This is a genomic window from Methylotuvimicrobium buryatense 5G, assembly GCF_000341735.1.
GTDB lineage: Bacteria > Pseudomonadota > Gammaproteobacteria > Methylococcales > Methylomonadaceae > Methylotuvimicrobium > Methylotuvimicrobium buryatense.
The window spans coordinates 4,491,168-4,505,622 of sequence record NZ_KB455575.1 but is presented as its reverse complement, the minus strand read 5'-3'; the positions used below and the strand labels follow the sequence as shown (position 1 = coordinate 4,505,622).

23 protein-coding genes are annotated in these 14,455 nt (G+C 48.8%); 10 read left to right on the top strand and 13 right to left on the bottom strand.

The window, feature by feature from the left end; genetic code table 11:
* Position 1 precedes the first annotated feature (1 nt).
* The 9 genes from METBU_RS0120315 to nifV form a co-directional block, all read right to left on the bottom strand.
* A complete protein-coding gene (locus METBU_RS0120315) occupies positions 2 to 448 on the bottom strand; it encodes a hypothetical protein (RefSeq protein WP_017842366.1) in 447 nt (148 codons plus the stop codon).
* Entirely contained in the window at positions 445 to 1,419 is a 975-nt protein-coding gene (locus METBU_RS0120310; RefSeq protein WP_026130350.1) for a DUF364 domain-containing protein, read from the bottom strand. The genes METBU_RS0120315 and METBU_RS0120310 overlap by 4 nt, the downstream gene beginning before the upstream one ends.
* Positions 1,420 to 1,424: 5 nt before the next feature.
* Positions 1,425 to 1,622: a hypothetical protein gene (locus METBU_RS28850; RefSeq protein ID WP_017842364.1), complete on the bottom strand. Its 198-nt coding sequence runs from the start codon at positions 1,620 to 1,622 to the stop codon at positions 1,425 to 1,427.
* Positions 1,623 to 1,804: 182 nt separating this feature from the next.
* Complete coding sequence (locus METBU_RS0120300) at positions 1,805 to 2,305, bottom strand: hypothetical protein (protein ID WP_017842362.1); 501 nt, start codon at positions 2,303 to 2,305, stop codon at positions 1,805 to 1,807.
* Positions 2,306 to 2,307: 2 nt separating this feature from the next.
* Complete coding sequence (locus METBU_RS0120295; protein WP_017842361.1) at positions 2,308 to 2,631, bottom strand: (2Fe-2S) ferredoxin domain-containing protein; 324 nt, start codon at positions 2,629 to 2,631, stop codon at positions 2,308 to 2,310.
* Positions 2,632 to 2,738: 107 nt separating this feature from the next.
* Complete coding sequence (locus tag METBU_RS0120290; protein ID WP_017842360.1) at positions 2,739 to 3,239, bottom strand: hypothetical protein; 501 nt, start codon at positions 3,237 to 3,239, stop codon at positions 2,739 to 2,741.
* Complete coding sequence (gene cysE, locus METBU_RS0120285; protein ID WP_017842359.1) at positions 3,239 to 3,988, bottom strand: serine O-acetyltransferase; 750 nt, start codon at positions 3,986 to 3,988, stop codon at positions 3,239 to 3,241. Before cysE ends, METBU_RS0120290 begins: the two co-directional genes overlap by 1 nt.
* Positions 3,988 to 4,140: a hypothetical protein gene (locus tag METBU_RS28310; RefSeq protein ID WP_017842358.1), complete on the bottom strand. Its 153-nt coding sequence runs from the start codon at positions 4,138 to 4,140 to the stop codon at positions 3,988 to 3,990. The genes cysE and METBU_RS28310 overlap by 1 nt, the downstream gene beginning before the upstream one ends.
* An 8-nt stretch (positions 4,141 to 4,148) precedes the next feature.
* Positions 4,149 to 5,273, bottom strand: coding sequence for a homocitrate synthase (nifV, locus tag METBU_RS0120275; RefSeq protein WP_017842357.1), 1,125 nt, complete (start codon positions 5,271 to 5,273; stop codon positions 4,149 to 4,151).
* A gap of 656 nt (positions 5,274 to 5,929) precedes the next feature.
* Here nifV and METBU_RS0120270 point away from each other — a divergent pair.
* The 3 genes from METBU_RS0120270 to METBU_RS28305 are packed head-to-tail and all read left to right on the top strand — an operon-like array spanning position 5,930 to position 6,957.
* Entirely contained in the window at positions 5,930 to 6,325 is a 396-nt protein-coding gene (locus tag METBU_RS0120270; protein WP_017842356.1) for a hypothetical protein, read from the top strand.
* 23 nt (positions 6,326 to 6,348) lie between these two features.
* Complete coding sequence (locus METBU_RS0120265; RefSeq protein WP_017842355.1) at positions 6,349 to 6,777, top strand: hypothetical protein; 429 nt, start codon at positions 6,349 to 6,351, stop codon at positions 6,775 to 6,777.
* 42 nt (positions 6,778 to 6,819) lie between these two features.
* The gene (locus METBU_RS28305; RefSeq protein WP_175421700.1) at positions 6,820 to 6,957 is read left to right on the top strand and encodes a hypothetical protein; all 138 of its coding nucleotides are present in this window, start codon (positions 6,820 to 6,822) and stop codon (positions 6,955 to 6,957) included.
* Positions 6,958 to 6,963: 6 nt separating this feature from the next.
* On the opposite strand, the gene METBU_RS0120260 is transcribed toward METBU_RS28305, so the two are convergent.
* Complete coding sequence (locus METBU_RS0120260) at positions 6,964 to 8,247, bottom strand: ISKra4 family transposase (RefSeq protein WP_017841684.1); 1,284 nt, start codon at positions 8,245 to 8,247, stop codon at positions 6,964 to 6,966.
* 211 nt (positions 8,248 to 8,458) lie between these two features.
* Between METBU_RS0120260 and METBU_RS0120255 the strand changes: the two genes are divergently transcribed.
* The 3 genes from METBU_RS0120255 (at position 8,459) to METBU_RS0120240 (ending at position 10,170) form a co-directional block, all read left to right on the top strand.
* Positions 8,459 to 9,262 (top strand): hypothetical protein, encoded by an 804-nt coding sequence (locus METBU_RS0120255; protein ID WP_138767206.1) that lies wholly within the window; start codon positions 8,459 to 8,461, stop codon positions 9,260 to 9,262.
* Between the two features lie 130 nt (positions 9,263 to 9,392).
* The gene (locus tag METBU_RS29275; protein WP_040575367.1) at positions 9,393 to 9,581 is read left to right on the top strand and encodes an HNH endonuclease; all 189 of its coding nucleotides are present in this window, start codon (positions 9,393 to 9,395) and stop codon (positions 9,579 to 9,581) included.
* 316 nt (positions 9,582 to 9,897) lie between these two features.
* Positions 9,898 to 10,170 (top strand): hypothetical protein, encoded by a 273-nt coding sequence (locus METBU_RS0120240; RefSeq protein ID WP_017842352.1) that lies wholly within the window; start codon positions 9,898 to 9,900, stop codon positions 10,168 to 10,170.
* A gap of 136 nt (positions 10,171 to 10,306) precedes the next feature.
* Here METBU_RS0120240 and METBU_RS0120235 read toward each other — a convergent pair whose 3' ends face one another.
* Together METBU_RS0120235 and METBU_RS28300 are read right to left on the bottom strand one after the other, a co-directional pair.
* Complete coding sequence (locus METBU_RS0120235; RefSeq protein WP_017842351.1) at positions 10,307 to 10,981, bottom strand: hypothetical protein; 675 nt, start codon at positions 10,979 to 10,981, stop codon at positions 10,307 to 10,309.
* 96 nt (positions 10,982 to 11,077) lie between these two features.
* Complete coding sequence (locus METBU_RS28300; protein WP_017842350.1) at positions 11,078 to 11,242, bottom strand: hypothetical protein; 165 nt, start codon at positions 11,240 to 11,242, stop codon at positions 11,078 to 11,080.
* Between the two features lie 457 nt (positions 11,243 to 11,699).
* On the opposite strand from METBU_RS28300, the gene METBU_RS0120225 reads away from it, so the two are divergent.
* The 4 genes from METBU_RS0120225 to METBU_RS0120210 all read left to right on the top strand — a co-directional run bounded on the left by METBU_RS0120225 (position 11,700) and on the right by METBU_RS0120210 (position 12,960).
* Positions 11,700 to 11,900, top strand: a complete 201-nt coding sequence (locus METBU_RS0120225) for a DUF2281 domain-containing protein (protein ID WP_017842349.1) — start codon at positions 11,700 to 11,702, stop codon at positions 11,898 to 11,900.
* Positions 11,901 to 12,195: 295 nt separating this feature from the next.
* Complete coding sequence (locus tag METBU_RS0120220; RefSeq protein ID WP_017842348.1) at positions 12,196 to 12,621, top strand: AAA family ATPase; 426 nt, start codon at positions 12,196 to 12,198, stop codon at positions 12,619 to 12,621.
* A 46-nt stretch (positions 12,622 to 12,667) separates the two neighbouring features.
* The gene (locus METBU_RS28505) at positions 12,668 to 12,775 is read left to right on the top strand and encodes a hypothetical protein (protein ID WP_017842347.1); all 108 of its coding nucleotides are present in this window, start codon (positions 12,668 to 12,670) and stop codon (positions 12,773 to 12,775) included.
* The gene (locus METBU_RS0120210; protein ID WP_017842346.1) at positions 12,772 to 12,960 is read left to right on the top strand and encodes a hypothetical protein; all 189 of its coding nucleotides are present in this window, start codon (positions 12,772 to 12,774) and stop codon (positions 12,958 to 12,960) included. The genes METBU_RS28505 and METBU_RS0120210 overlap by 4 nt, the downstream gene beginning before the upstream one ends.
* Before the next feature lie 285 nt (positions 12,961 to 13,245).
* On the opposite strand, the gene nifS is transcribed toward METBU_RS0120210, so the two are convergent.
* The gene (nifS, locus tag METBU_RS0120205; RefSeq protein WP_017842345.1) at positions 13,246 to 14,454 is read right to left on the bottom strand and encodes a cysteine desulfurase NifS; all 1,209 of its coding nucleotides are present in this window, start codon (positions 14,452 to 14,454) and stop codon (positions 13,246 to 13,248) included.
* Between the last annotated feature and the right edge of the window lies 1 nt (position 14,455).

Sequence of the window (14,455 nt, the reverse complement as noted above, 5' to 3'; positions counted from 1 at the left end):
ATTACGACTCCATCACCTGCTCATAGGCACGCCGGAGCAATTCCAATTCCGCAGGCGGTCTACCGCGTAACGATCCTAGCGGTTTAAGCGCACAGCCTTTGGCTTGCATCAACGAGTGCGGAGGGTCGAGACGGTCGAAACGCGCCATGAAAACGGTGATGACGCCGCCCGGCGTATCGATATATTCCTTGAATCCGGATTCGGTCAACAGCAAACCTGTCGGCAGTTCCAAACGCTCTCCGACGGCATTGACCAATGCCGTCGGATGTCTGGCAATTTTATTCGGCACCGTTCGTTTTTCTTCCAGCATGCTCGAAAGCACAGGCAAAGCTTCCGGGAAACAAACTGTACCGTCTGCTTGCTGTGCGAACAATGTCAGCGCACTGATATCTCCTTTGTAATAAAGCAACAGACGGCAATCGTTGAATTCGTTAATGATATCGTTCATCCGTTCACACCATTCATGTTCGACCGGTCCCATAATCGTTTGAAACCGGAGTCGAGACGAGATAACCGGGTATTTACGCGTTCCAAAGTTTCCCACGCTTCAAAGCGCGCCGTATTGCCTCTTTCATACCACTGCTCCATGGCTTCAGTCAGTCGGGATTTTTCGGCATAACATTCGGCGATTTGCGTCTTCAGCCACGCCAGGTTGTTTCGATCTGACAATTCGGCGACGCGGTAGTGCACGCCGTTACCGAAAATCCTAACGCCTCCGCCTTGCGCCGCCGTCTCGAATAGCCTGTCCGCGTCGGTCACCTCGATACCGGCCAAATAGTCGATGCCGAATTCATGCCATTGCGGCAGCCAAGGCACGGTCGGCCCCATTAGCACGGTGACGGCACCCGCCGACAATTCGGCGAGCCTCGGAAAAGTCTTGTTCGGAATCGAACTGCCGGTCAAAAATACCCAATCGGCCATCGGCAAGACATATTCCGAGGCCGCCGCCGGGAAGTCGCCCGGCCCGGGATTCAACTCCAATACCGTTAAATCCAATTGTTCGTGGTACAGTTCGAGCCCCGGATAACGTCCCACGACCGCGACTTTTTTATCGCATAGGTGCGGTAGGAAATAATCGAAAACCGCGAGATTTTCCCGCCCTGGAGCCGCATCGAGCGGTTCCGACTCCGGCAAGGTACGCGCGTTGATGCAACAATTAACCGCCGCCATCGCCAGGCAGGCTTGATAGGGATCCCACGACATGAGACCGGCGGCCAGTTCGCTCAAGGGTTTGCCGGTCAAAGCGCCTGCCCACGGCAAGGTTCGCGTCGGCACGCCTGGACTCATGCATAATCCGGCGTTATCGTTTTGACTCTCGCGGCAGACAGTCCACACCAAGCCGATCGTCAAGCTACCTACCGTAGATCCGCCGGAGCAATAATCCAACAGCATTTCATAAATTCGCCGGGGATCGTCCATGCCGATCAACGCGCCATCGCCAGAATCTGAGCTTCGGTTTTGATCTGCCCTTTCCGGCCCCAAGCGTTCATCGTATCGATAAAATAATCGAGCTTGACAGGGTGAGGTTTCAGCACATCGTATTCGGCATAAAAGCCGCCGTCGCCGTGAAATTGAATTTGCCCGACACGCTGTTTTTGGGTATCGAACCAATAACCGACCAAGTCATCATGCCGGCTATAGGGGTCGGTGACCAGTCGGAATTCGGCTTGGTCGAAAACCGGAAATCCTACCGGACCGTCATTCTCGGCGAAGCCTAATTCCCGTATCGACTCGCTTATCGCGCGTCATATAGCCTCGCCGAATTCGCGCTGCTCTTCGATTCTTTGCGTCAGCGTTACCATGACTATTCTTGTTCCAATGCCGAAGCCAAATCGCTGATAACCGAAACGCCCGACCGATCTTCCGGATCCAAGTCGCTGATCACCGATAGGATCACCCGGGCTTCCGCATCCTGACCGCTTCGTAATTTGATAAAAGCCAGCGCCTTCAGCGAGTACAAATAAAAATGCGTGATGCCGTTCGCATACAGATTCCATTTTTCTTTTTCGCGCGCCAAGCGTTTGTAATCGGCTGGGAAACGTCCTTGCCGAGCGGCTTCTTCCAAACCGGCTAGCGCCGCCTGTTCGGCATCGGCCAAGCGCGCCCGGTAAAAATAGAATTTGTACAATGCGAAATAGGTATCGAGACAGTGACAATCCAGCCGGCGGGCTTCGATAAACAGCCTCTCGGCTTCCGTTTCATCACATCGACTGGCCGCAACAGCTGCCTGTAACAGCGCATTGACCGGCGCAGGAACATCCGGGCTGAACAAGACCCGCTCCTCGATCGAGTTAAATCTGCCCATCGCTACCAAACCTCGGCGGGAACTTGCAATGCGGCGACCGGCGTGCCGCCGAGCAGATGTTCGTCGATGATGGTCTTCACGTCTTCCTTATTGACCTTGCCGTACATCACGCCTTCGGGATAGACCAACACGCTAGGCCCCATCATGCAGGGCCCCATGCAGCCGGTATTGGTCAGTGCGATTTTTTCGAATAGATTGCGGTTTTGTATTTCGTTCATGAATTCGTTGATGACGTCGCTGCAACCGCTCGCTGCGCAGGAACCGCGCGGATGGCCTTGCGGCCGGTTTTGCGTGCAGACGAAGACGTGTTTTTCGGGTTTTGGCATGGCTATCGTTCCTTTCAAATAATTTTACAAATGTCGTCGGGTACGCATCGCGACCCATTTATCACTGGCAGACACAAAAGGCATGAAAGAAGGTGCGCGATGCGCGCCTACACATGAATTTGCCGTTCAACGACCAATTCCAGCAAAGCGTGTGCGCCGATGCGGTCCTTGACATCTAGCTCGACCAGTTTCTCGAATATGCTGCGGCTCAATTCCAGATTGTCGAGACGCATGTGCAGAAAGCCGATCGATTTCAATGTGAATAAATAAAGTCTTACCCGGGTCAAACTTGCCGACGGAACCGAACCGAGCAAACCGATGTTCAATTGCCGCCAATCTTCGGGGAACGCAAGGCCGGCACGAATGATCGCCAGGGCTTTTTCCGAAATCAGTAGCGCTTCGCTCAAACGGTGTCGGTAGTAATAAAAGCGGTTCAATGCGACCAATACGTTCAGAGATTCCGGCGCGCGCAGATAGGCCTGAAGCAACGGCAATTCGCCGTCTCCGCTGCCGTAAGATTCGGCGGCCTCTTTTATCAAAGTCCGGACCTCAAACGAGTCCTCACGCTCGAAATAGAGATCCTGGGCATCAAAATCGAGCAGATCCATCAGGCAGCCTCCGTTTCGGGATGGCAAACCGAATCCGCATCGCAGGTTTCGCAGTGCTTGTCACTGAGCTTTTCTTGTCGGGCCTCGAGCTGATCGATACGTTCGAGTAAACAATTAATAGCCTTCCCGACCGGATCGGGCACCAGATGATGATCGAGATCGATACCGTTCGGATTCTGTATCTTCACGCCCTTGCTCTGAATCACGCGCCCCGGAATCCCAACCACGGTGCAGCAATGCGGCACGTCCTTGACGACGACCGAGTTCGCTCCGACCCTAACGTTATTGCCCAGCGTGATCGCGCCGAGCACCTTCGCACCGGCACCGATCAGCACATTGTTGCCCAAGGTCGGATGGCGCTTGACTTTGTTCCATGACGTTCCGCCCAATGTCACGCCGTGGTACAGCGTGACATCGTCGCCGATGATCGTGGTTTCTCCAATCACGACGCCTGCGCCGTGGTCGATGAAGAAACGCCGGCCTATCGTCGCGCCGGGATGTATATCGACATGCGTGAGCCAGCGCGTGAACGCCGACAGCAGACGGGCCGACAAATACCAACCCGATCGCCACAGACGGTGACTGACCCGGTGCAGCAGCACTGCATGCACACCGGGATAGGCGAGCAATACTTCTATCCGGCTGCGCGCCGCAGGGTCGCGGGCAAAAACACAGGCAACGTCTTCACGCCATTGCCGCCATAGACCAAGATCAACCGTCACGGATCGTTCCGGTATCACGGCAACCATTACAACAAACTCCACTCGGTTTGACCGGGCACCGGCGTGCCAGGAATCCTGAAAAAGCTGCCCGGGTAATTATCGTCCTGCTCATGAATTTCCTCGCTTGCAATAAGTTCGATTTCAGGTTCGGTACGTTCTACTTCGTGGTTTTCGTTCATGACACACCTCACACAGTTTGTAAAAAATAATCCAATTCGAATGCTTGCGGTGTCCGTTTGTATTGGCTGACGAACTGCCTAACCTGCGGCAGCACGGCGGCGGCTTGAGTCTGGCTGAGCTGAATACCCAACTGCCGGTAGGCATGAATGACTCCCTGCGTTCCGGAATGCTTGCCCAATACCAACTGATGATTGCGCCCGACTACGGCCGGATCGATGCCTTGATAATTGTTCGGGTCTTTCAAAAATCCGTCGACATGAATGCCGGCCTCGTGACTGAATACCGCGCTGCCTATCAGGCTTTTGCGCGAGCCGATCGTATCGCCCGACGCTTCGGCGACCAGCCTGGACAATTCAGTGAACTCGCGTAAGTCGACACCGCTTTCGATCCCGTACAATTGCCGTAAACCGACGACGACTTCCTCAAGCGCGGCATTGCCGGCCCGCTCGCCCAATCCGTTGACCGTCGTATTCAGATGCGTTGCGCCGGCCAGTGCCGCGGCCAAGGTATTGGCCGTCGCCAAGCCCAGATCGTCGTGCGCGTGCATTTCGATGTCGAGATCGGTCTCGGCGCGCAGTCTTCGAACGGCTTCCAGCACGCCGAACGGCTCCATGATGCCGACCGTGTCCGCGAAACGGATCCGTTCAGCGCCGGCCCGTTGCGCGGTTTCGGCGAATCGCGCCAGAAAATCCGGATCGGCGCGCGAGGCGTCTTCGGCGCCGACGCAGACGCTCAGGCCCGCATCGCACGCCCTTTCGACTAAGCGTTCGATGGTTTTCAGCACCCACGCCCGGCTTTGTTTCAATTTATGGCGAATGTGTTGATCGGACGCCGAGATCGACAAGTCGACCAGTTCGACATGCAAGTCTTTGCACAACCGTAAATCGTCTTCGCGCATCCTTGACCAGACCACGAGCCGGCACGGCAAGCCGAGCGCGGCGATCGCGCGGATTTCGTCGCGCTCCTGCTCACCCATCGACGGAATGCCGATCTCGAGCTCCGGCACCCCCATCTTCGCCAACTGCCGCGCGATTTCGAGCTTCTCGTCGAGCGAAAACGCGACGCCGGCCGACTGTTCGCCGTCTCTGAGAGTCGTGTCGTCGATGACGATAGTGCGCGGACGGTTTTCCATGCATCACCTCAAAATCGCTTCGGTCAACAAGCCATTCCGAAAGGAACAGCGCCTTTACCGTTGATCAGAGCAAATCGCTTGCCAAGTTTTCAATCAATGAAAAACAATGACTTGCAGGTGTATTTGGCTGGATGCCGACAAGACAAGCCGGCATTGGAATGATGAATTGTCGCAAACGCGACAATCATAGAAGGAGGAGTTGCAAATGCCTTAATGTCAAAAGTAAGGCCTCTGGTCTTTTATAAATGATTGATTTCAAGACTTAACCCTAATCGTGCATGCTCTGCGCTCATCGTTATACACATCTTCCGCTGTTTCCCAAACTCTGTTTGGGAAACCCGTCTCGCAAGCTCTGCTTGCCGGCTTCGGGAAGCTGGAGCTTCCAAGACTTCATGCCCAAGCAGAGCTTGGGCAAGAGCCGAACCGCCCCGAACGTTTCGATGTGCATTGGCCACAGTCAAAACATTCAGGGCCATAGGTCCGATTAGCGAAACGTAATCGGACGAATGAAGGCGTTTGTTCCTCCGAATAGGCTTCGCTATTTGGAGCTACGCGTGCTAGTCTTTTACTGGTCTTTTATAAATGATTGATTGCAAGACTTGACCATTCCGCTCGTTAACTTAACTAATTCCCTTTGGTATTAAAGGAGTTCTGCTTTGAAAGAAGACGTAAACTCGCTCGCAGTGCGACTTGCCGAAGAACTGAGCAAATACATATACTTTTTGCTTGCATCTTCTGGAGCGGCAATAGCTTATGCACTAAAACAAATGGAAGGCAAGGTTCTTTCCACAGACTTAATTTTGGTTATTGTTGCCTTGCACGCATGGTGTGGCAGTTTTTATTTTGGCGTTCGTCATCTCCACCTACATCGACAACACATGATCGAAAACGCAAAGGCTCTCTTGGCCGATGAGACGTTCCAGCAGATGCAAAAGCGACTTGAGCCATTCGTTGAGAAAATGGAGCGAGCAAGTAATCTGCAATACTTACTATTCATTATTGGTGTGTTTTTCTATATTTTGTGGCGAGTTCTTGCGCTATTCAATACCTAACCGGCATATACTCAAGGAAACCTATGAACAAGTCAGAGCTTTGTATAAATTTGTGGTTTTGCTTCGACAAAGAAGCAGGATTTGTTGATGCGATTGCTGGACGAGGATATTTTTTAAATGGCAGCGATGAACAAAAAACTGCGGCTTTAAAAATATTGGCGTCATCAGATTTTCAAAACGCAGTATGGCAACCAATACCTGACCGCTATCAAACCAAAATTGTTAGCTCGGTTAAAAGTGAATCGGAATCGTTTTCCGGTGTTGTTCATTCCTCAGACATCGATATACTTGGTTTGGATTTGTTTGAAGAAGTCTTCAAACAAATTGAATCTGTTAATCAAATTTATTGCCCAATAAAAAACACAGGAGCCGTTAAAGTGCCTGATGAACCGTTGTATGTTATAACCCCAATTGAATATTCAAATGGAATGATTAAAGCCATAACAGGTTAATTTAAGAAATCTAGGCTTTACTATTAATAACCGGTATCAAACATGCCTTCCATTGCAACCTTAAATAAGCGCCTTGCTGTCGCCTTACAAAAACGAGACAAGATTTTAGCTAAAAGTCTGTGCGAACAAGGTGCTGATCCAAATTGTGATATTGGCCTGAGGGGTGTTGATTTTGAATAATGTGAATTATACGCACACATGGGAACCATATTGATCAATCTTATCCCAAAACTGTTGCCATCTTCCTTTAGACTGAACCAATGCACGTAAAGATAAAATCACTTTAGCCCCTTGGTTTTTCCAGCGCATACCTGAACCACAAAGCCGTTGCTTCACCAGCGTCTTGCAAGCAGCTTCGGTGACGCCTGAGCCAATAGGTAAGTTTTTTTCTGTATGCATTGCATAATCCATCATCTGGTTATGGTTTTTAAAATAGGTTAGCGCGGCCTCCAAATTCTCTTTGACTGTTTTTGTCAGGCTGGTTTTTTGGGCCAATTTTTCCATTTCACTGATCAGTGTTTCGACTGCACCGGGTTCACGTTTTAGCTGTTTACAGCGTTCATCTAGCCAAATTATGCGCTTGGGTTTGTCCGTTTTTCCTGGATAGGCAGCATAAGCGACGTTTGCCAGATACTCAGTGACGTGGAAAAAGTCCAGTAATTGACGACTGGTATGTTGCTCTAAAAACGACCAATTATTTTTTGCACCATCGGCAATACCTAAATAGAGGGCATCGGGATAGTGTTTTTTGACGGTAACAATTTCTTTTTCCAAACGCTGAAAAAATGTGCCTTTCCCATATTCGGGGGCTTCACCGATATAGATGGTATGCTGACGTTTGCCGGTCACATCATAAAGCGAAATATTGCCCACCATCGCTTCCCGGTAACCGTCCTCACGTATCAATACATAAGCGCCATCAAGACTGACGACAATGGTCGTTATCGCTTCATCCAAGGGCGGAATGTCATATTCCCAAAGCTCTTCTTTGGCCCCCGCAATGCCACCCACCCAATCGCTCACATCCTGCAAATAAGAATGCGCTATTTTTCGATGATGATTGTCTTCTAAATCCAAACAGACCGCCGGTGCATTCATGTTGGCATATTTATGCGACAGTTGTTGGGCAAATTTTGGCGTTGCACCCCGGATAATCCGTGCTTTGTGCTCCAGAGGGCAATAAATTCTGCCGCCTTTTGAGGTTTGATAAACATAGCGCCCCAGCTGCACACTGCCGTATGGCGTTTGATAGGTTTTGTTGTCCTTGTCTCGAGCTGTCATTTTAGTATCACCCAATTTTATTGGCCCCCCATCCGTATCAAATATTTTCAACGCTTCTGTGGTTGCCAAACAGCCTATTTCATTACAGCCATCCAATATCGTATTTTCCATCTCCATTAAACTGCCGGTCAGTTTTATAGTGACTTGAACCGTCAGATCGTTACCGTTACGCGCTATAATTTCAGCCATTGGTTTTCCTTGCTCTATTTAAAAATCACAACCTTACCTTAGAATGTAACATTATTCAAAATCAACACCCGGCCTGAGCGAAGGTCAATTTCTAAGATATGCTGTAGATAGTACAGATATTGAACTTGTAGAACTTCTCCTTGAGATAGGCGCAAACCCTAACAAAGTAGAAGATGTAGTATCTATTTTTACCCGGCTTGTAAGTGCTAGATTGAATCAATGCCGATGTTATTTAGATGAGCTTTTAATAGTCGGGAACCAGTTTCGACATGGTGAAATTTCACAGCGTCAATGTACTTTACGACAAAATAAGCTAAAAAAACGCTATGAAGAAAATGATTTTGGTATTCTTAAATTAAGAATTGCCAAAATGCTTGTAGATGCTGGGGGTGATATTAATTACCTTATGTGCCATCCTCTTGATGCCGCTATACAGAATGGAATACAAGAGTTTAGGATTATCGCGTTCTTTCTGCTTTACTGTGATATTAACTGGAGTCTTGTTTACACAGATTATGATGGAACGACGAACAAGGCAATAGTGAGACTGTGGAAAGACATAGTCGATACCCTTTCGCTTTCAACAAACATTAAAGAATTAATTTTTAATAATGGTATTGATGAACTTATATTATTAAAAAGGGATGATATTTTTATTATCCTTAAAAAATTATATGGTAAGCATTTTTGCTATATTGAGGATCATGACGATGCTTTCAACTGCATCGTAGTAAAAAATGTTTATGGGGATGAGTTTGAGTTAGTTGGAAACGGCTATGCTTTAAATAAAGGTAAAATAAATGATATAGATGAATTTTTATTTCTTATAGAACCAGAACATATTGAACAAAAATTAGATAACTTTATTTTAAGTAAAGAGCATTTATTTTACTTAATAGTCGGTCCTGCCATAATAACTTTTGAGATTACTGCCGTAGAAGTAGCTGAAGATATTTCACCTTACGCAAATCGCTATGTCTGCAAGCGGCGGGACGACCTACACATTTCGGTTTAGCAAATAGCCTCGATGGAATCGCGGCAATAGGATCACATTTAAGGGGTCAGAGCCCTTAATTCCTGACCTACATTGAATCTAAAAACTCTCCATTTAAATCAAAGTTCAAATTCCAGCGCGGGAGGATACGGTGAGGTACAAACCGCATCCTACTGCGCTCACAAAGTTCAGTCCAACCCTAGACCACATACAGCCAGTTTCAAGGGGTGGGGATAATTCATTTGGTAATCTTATTACCGCCTGCCTTCATTGTAATGCCGAAAGGGGCAACAAGCCTGTGATGGACTATGTTACACAAAAAGGCGGAAATGAACCCTAACAAAATGATTGCAGTAGGCACACGTTGTGCTAAATTTTAAGCATAAATCACTTCGCTTGGAACTCAGAGAAGAATGAGCAGCTAATTCGGGAACGAGGTATATCGTTCGAGAGAGTTATCTATCACATTGATAATGAAGGGCTTTTGGATGTGGTGAAGCACCCGAATCCTGCAAAATATCCTAAGCAGCGTATGTTCATAGTCAACATCGAAAACTATGCCTACCTTGTGCCATTCGTTGAAAACGAAACAGAGTTCTTCCTGAAAACCATCATTCCAAGCAGGAAGGCCACAAAGAAATATATCGAGGTGAATGATGAATAAGTTATCCCGGGAAGAGAAGGAACTACTTCAGTCTTATGAATCTGATGAGTGGGTTTCAGTTGCAAGCCCTGACGAAATTAATAAATATAAGGCTGCAGCAAAAAACACCTTCAGGAAAGACAAGCGTGTAAATATTCGAATGTCAGAATTGGATTTAGAGTTGTTGCAGGAAAAAGCTCTGATTGAAGGTTTACCATATCAAACATTAATGTCTAGCATCCTACATAAATATGTAACGGGTCGGCTAGTAGATAAAAATGCATAGCAAGGCCGTAAACACGGACGCATTTTTCGTTCGTTACGCTCACTACAAAAGCGCCGGTTACACGAATAACCGCAGCCTCACACCACTCTGAATACTTTCATTATCCTGGGTGATGAGTATCGTCATGATCGTTAGGTTATTTTCTGAGATAAACACCGGAACCTTCGACTTTTTTCAGCTTGGATTCCAATCCTTTCACCGAGTCGGCGGAGATGAACATATAGTCTTGCGACAAACCGGAGTTATCGATGAACGATGAAACTTGTTCGTCGACTTTTGCCTGCGTCTGCCAAAATTTGGGTTTGGTTCGGTAAGCGATCACATAGCAGGGATATTCCGGCATGTATTTGACCGATTTTTGCACCAGATACACCTTCGCAATGACCGGATGCCGATCGAAATAGCCGACAAAATCGGCGACGATGTCGGGGTCTAGACCGTGAGGAATGAATTCGTCGGCTTCCAGAATCAACGACCTCTCCTCCTGCGCGGAATTACGCAGATATTCCCAATTTTCCAAACGCTCGTAAAAAGGCTCGGCTTCTTGCTCACGCCCTGCATCGTTATAAAACTCGATCGCGTAGCGGCACAGATTGGGCAAATATTCGGGGAACTTTTCCATCCATTTCTCAATATCCGCCAGTTGGCTTTCATCTTTTTCAATGATCAACCGGTACCAGAAACAATTGATTGCGGCGCTTGAGTTTTCAGGATAGCGGCGCAACAGTTCCCGGTTCGCGCTATTAAAAAGTGCATAGTCGTTCAAACGGTTAGCCGCTGTAATGAGCTCGTCCAATTCGGTATCGTTCAAATCTTGTATCGCCTTTTCCCGAAGCTCTTGGTATTTTTCCGACCATGAACGAAATTCGTTATGGCTGACTTGCCAATTTCCCTGCGCCTCGACTTGCTACTCGTCGTTGAATCGACAGATCAGCTTGGCCTCCATCGCGCCGAGCAATCGAGTGGCCGCGGATTCTGCCGGCGTTTGCGGAGCCTTGAATGACGCCGACAATGCCGCCAAGCGGTCGGATATCGCCGGATGGATCGCCGAGTAATTGGTTTTTTCCTTCAATGCAAATTCAGCCGCTTCGGAAACGTTTTCAACCGAGGCAAAAAACTGCGGAACATCGGCATAAGGTCTAACGGATTGAATATCGTCTTCGTGATGGCTTTTATCCCAAATCTTTCTCCAGAATACGGAGTCGAATTAATTCATGCTCTTTCCCGAGCTCCAGCTTGGGAAAGAAACCCCGGAAGCTCCAGCTTCCAGTGACCGACACAACCTCCGCACACTCTCAATCAAACCCGACTCGCTCGTTCAATCTTTTTTGATTGTCGGGAAGCTAGAGCTTCCTGATCAGGTTACCCAAGCTGGAGCTTGGGTAACAGCAATATCTTCCCGTTGTCCTAAATATACCCATCGTAGATGGGTATAAAATCACGCTTCAATCAATCTCTCAATGTTGGCTAGATTAAGTTCGATTTGCTAATATTTCATTAACTACTGATTAAATTAAGAGTTTACCGATATGGACCTTGCCGAACAGGTTTTTCAAACCATCAAACCCATGCCGGAACCCCTCGTGCAGGAAATTTTGGACTTCGCGTTATTCTTACGCCAACGCGAAGCGCAAGTCGAGTGGCAAAACTTGATGAATGCGCAGACGCGATCTCTCGACGATTGGAACAACGATGAAGACGAGGTGTGGAACGATGTCCCAGCCGTCTGAAATTGTTTTGCTGTAGCCGAATCACATAATTTTTGAAAAACTTCAGAATTATGAAAACCTCGGAATTGTTAAATCGGTCCGCCAAACGTTACCACGCCTTGCAATCAAGCATCTTTGGCTACACAAAAAGACAGATCTGCTTTTGACACTTGTCAGACAATGCCGTAACAACCGAAAGTTATATAAAACAACTCCCCATATATTCCGAGAACCGACAGAGAGCACAGAGAATAAAACTCAAAACCTCTGAGGAACTCTGTGGTAAAAAATTTTCACTTTATTTAAGCAAATAGTAATGCCAACCTGCTGGATCATTGCCGGACACAACGGCGCCGGAAAAACCACCTTCGCGCTGGAATACCTGCCCCAAATTGTCCATTGTTATCACTTTATCAATGCCGACTTGATTGCCGCCGGTTTATCCCCGCTTGCTCCTGAGCGTGAATTAATCACCGCCAGCCGAATTTTTTTAAATGAAGTAGAGTCGTGCATTAACAAAACACAGGATTTCGCGTTCGAAACCACCTTGGCGGGACGCAGTTATCTCAAGCTGATCGATCGCTTGCGCTCAAGCGGTTGGCATGTTGAATTGATTTATTTGGCTTTGCCTTCGATCGAAATGTCCAAAGCCCGAGTTGCGGAACGCGTGGCGCATGGCGGCCACAATATTCCAGCACAAGACATTGAACGCCGCTTTGCCCGCAGCCCGCAGCTTGCGTAACCTACTAATGGAGTTCAGTTATGCGGTCAATCGCTGCTCCTGTTTTATGAATACCAATGACCACACCACGCTGATCTTCGAACAGCAAGACGAGCAACGGAATGTCATCCACGATTTTTTTTATCAACATCTTTTAAATGAGGCCGGCTTATGAAACTCGTCAAAAATCACCCTTCACAAGAAAGCCAAGTGATTCAAATGGCATTGAATAAAGCCATTGCCAATGCATTAGAGAAAAAGCGCAAGCTCGGCCAATATGCGGTGATGTGGGAAAACAACCGGGTGGTTTATAAAGGCGCCGATGCGCCGGATAGGCATGACGACAAACAAACGACTTGAAAACGAAAATTCGGCGCACGAAAATTTAAAAGACAACGTAAGTATTCAGTCCCCCTCTTTGAAAAAGAGGGGCTAGGGGAGATTTTTTAAATAAATCCCCCTCAATCCCCCTTTTTCAAAGGGGGAGGCCAACAATTACGCCTGAATTGGGGTAATTTGCCAACGGGGTCTGAATACTTACAAGACACCAGTTCTTGCTATCAAACATTTCCGACTAATGGTTTTCACTGATAAAAAACGGCCATCCCGGCCGTTTTGCGGTGACATTAAAATCGCTTTCGAGAATCAAGCATAGGTCGGCTGAAACGCCTGCTCGGGATTCGCGACCGGACCGTTGCCGTCCCAGTACGGCGACAGTTTCCGCAACGTCGCGACGATGCCCGGCATGACTTTCAAGACCTCGTCGACCTCATGCATCGTGTTGTAACGCGAGAACGAAAAGCGGATCGTGCCGTGCGCGGCGGTGTACGGAATATCCATCGCGCGCATCACATGCGAGGGCTCCAGCGAACCCGAGGTGCAGGCCGAACCGCTCGAAGCGGCGATGCCGGCTTTGTTCAGCAACATCAAGATTGCCTCGCCCTCGATGTATTCGAAGGCGATGTCGGTCGTATTCGGCAGGCGATTGTTCAAATCGCCGGTGATGAAGCTATGCGGAATCTGTTCGACGATGCCGCGCTCCAAACGGTCGCGCATCGCCTTGACCTGGATATTTTCATATTCCATGTATTCGAGCGCCAATTCGCAGGCCTTGCCCAAACCGACGATAGAGGCTGAGTTTTCGGTGCCCGCCCGGCGGCCGCGTTCCTGGTGGCCTCCTCGCAGTAGCGGCCGGAAGCGAGTTCCTCTCCGCAGGTACAACACGCCGATGCCTTTCGGCGCATGCAGTTTGTGTCCCGAAATCGACAGCATGTCGATCTTGGTATCCTGCAGCATCATCGGAATCTTGCCGACCGCCTGCACCGCGTCGGTATGAAACATCACGCCGGCCGCATGGGCCATTTCGGCCATTTCGACGACTGGAAAAATCGTGCCGGTCTCGTTGTTCGCCCACATCACCGACACGATCGCGACCTGGTCGGACAACATTTTTTTGTAGGCGTCCAGGCTCAAGCGGCCGCATTTATCGACCGGCAGGCGGTGTATCGTATAGCCTTCCTTTTCGAGATATTCGCACAGACTCAGTATTGCCGGATGCTCGACCGTCGTCGTAATGATTTCCTTCTTGTTCGGCTGCGCTTTGATTGCCGACAGAATCGCGGTCGAATCCGATTCGGTGCCGCACGACGTGAAGATGATCTCCGAATCGTGCTCGGCGCCGATCAATTCCTGCACCTGTTGCCGCGCTTTTTTGAGCGCCTTCGCGACACCGTCGGCGAATTTGTGAATCGACGACGGATTGCCGAACTGTTCGGTAAAAAACGGCAGCATCGCGTCGACGACGAGCGGGTCGACCTTGGTCGTGGCATTGTTATCGAGATAAATGTCGCTCATG